This window comes from Listeria floridensis FSL S10-1187, assembly GCF_000525875.1.
Taxonomy (GTDB): Bacteria; Bacillota; Bacilli; order Lactobacillales; family Listeriaceae; genus Listeria; species Listeria floridensis.
Genome location: NZ_AODF01000060.1, coordinates 1 through 1266 on the forward strand (window position 1 = coordinate 1; position 1266 = coordinate 1266).

Sequence of the window (1266 nt, forward strand, 5' to 3'; positions counted from 1 at the left end):
TGGTCATCTTGCATCCCATTTTTTTGTCACTCATGACCCCATCTAAAAATTAGGGGAACAAACCCCGTAGCCAAAACGTTAGGCTTTTTAGAAACTTTAACCCCACCTAGCTCTTTCGACAACTTATCCATGATGTCATCCATGTGAATGCGAATATGCTCAAAAGAGCCCATTTTGATATCGTAGCTAGCATCAGACAAGCCCTGTTTTGCAGAATTAAGCAACGTCGCTTTTAAATGTCCTATGTCCACATTTTTTTTTGAACCACGCATCTACATATTCTGCATTTTGCTTTTCTAATTCTTCCTTAAAATTCATTTATTTATCCTCCTTAAGCTTTTCACCCTTTAAAAGTTTGAATAGCAATGCATTCTGTTGCACGAGTAGTTTGTGTGATTCCCAGCTTTCTTTGTTTGCTTCTTCTAGAGCTTTAACATGCTTTTCTCTTACATTTATCTGCTCTCTAGTAAGCCGCATCTCCTTTTTCATCAACACCCAATAAATAAAAATAGCTACAACATATAACATTACCGCGATCAAAGTAACCATCTATTCCACTCCTTTAAGAACAAGCTCCAACTGCTTCTTGAAAGTTTTATCCTCAATCTCATAAATCTTGTAAAACACACTATGCATACCATAATCAAAAGTGGTCACACCGTCTTTTGTCCATACGCGCACATAATAAGGCTCAAAGTTGTTTAAGTTCCACCAATAAAAAATTGATTGTTTGGCTTCTTCAAATGTCGCATATGTCCCATGTATATTATGTGACTTGGCGTGATTATCGACCAATGTACTTGGTATTTCATTCTTGTCCCTCCTTCATTTTTTCCTCTTCAAGCTTTTTATCGTACTGTACCTCCATAAATTCTGCTATGCTTGGTACGTGGACGAAGTTAGGCAGACCTTCATAATATTTTTCTAATAAAGTCCAACCTTTTTCGATGTCTTCGTCGGTGTAACCCAACGAGAGAATCTTTTCCCGTTCTTCTTGATGAACTTTTTCAAGTATGACCTCTAAATTTTTTTGCTGTTCTGGAGTAGGTCGTTGCATGGCTCTCTTAAAGTTCATTTAGTTTCCTCCTTATAAATATCTAGAACACCATCTTTTTTGGGCAAGATAACGCCTGCTGAAACGACATCTACAGTTATTCCTCGAACACCTTCGTCGTCGTCTTTAACCGTGATAGCGATCATTTGATCGTCGTTGTATTGCTGGATAATGACTAGATTAGCTTTTTTTATATTTTCACCTGCTACATT

General features: G+C 37.3%; 5 protein-coding genes. All 5 read right to left on the reverse strand.

What is annotated here, in order from left to right; translation table 11 throughout:
• Positions 1-26: 26 nt before the first annotated feature.
• Positions 27-272 carry a hypothetical protein gene (locus MFLO_RS13740; RefSeq protein WP_149023066.1) on the reverse strand — a complete coding sequence of 82 codons (246 nt, stop codon included), beginning with the start codon at positions 270-272 and terminating at the stop codon, positions 27-29.
• A gap of 46 nt (positions 273-318) precedes the next feature.
• Positions 319-549, reverse strand: a complete 231-nt coding sequence (locus tag MFLO_RS13745; protein WP_036098614.1) for a hypothetical protein — start codon at positions 547-549, stop codon at positions 319-321.
• Positions 550-795 (reverse strand): hypothetical protein, encoded by a 246-nt coding sequence (locus MFLO_RS13750; RefSeq protein WP_051993686.1) that lies wholly within the window; start codon positions 793-795, stop codon positions 550-552. It abuts the gene before it with no gap.
• A gap of 13 nt (positions 796-808) precedes the next feature.
• Positions 809-1075: a hypothetical protein gene (locus MFLO_RS13755; RefSeq protein ID WP_036098615.1), complete on the reverse strand. Its 267-nt coding sequence runs from the start codon at positions 1073-1075 to the stop codon at positions 809-811.
• Positions 1072-1266, reverse strand: a 195-nt coding sequence (locus MFLO_RS15765; RefSeq protein WP_036098616.1) for a hypothetical protein, incomplete at its 5' end; no start/stop codon positions are given. The genes MFLO_RS13755 and MFLO_RS15765, both read right to left, overlap by 4 nt.

What these genes read in the sequence shown, in the direction of transcription:
- MFLO_RS13745 (WP_036098614.1), bottom strand. Translation starts at nt 549, where the DNA reads ATGGTTACTTTGATCGCGGTAATGTTATATGTTGTAGCTATTTTTATT.
- MFLO_RS13755 (WP_036098615.1), bottom strand. Translation starts at nt 1,075, where the DNA reads ATGAACTTTAAGAGAGCCATGCAACGACCTACTCCAGAACAGCAAAAA.
- MFLO_RS13740 (WP_149023066.1), bottom strand. Translation starts at nt 272, where the DNA reads ATGCGTGGTTCAAAAAAAAATGTGGACATAGGACATTTAAAAGCGACG.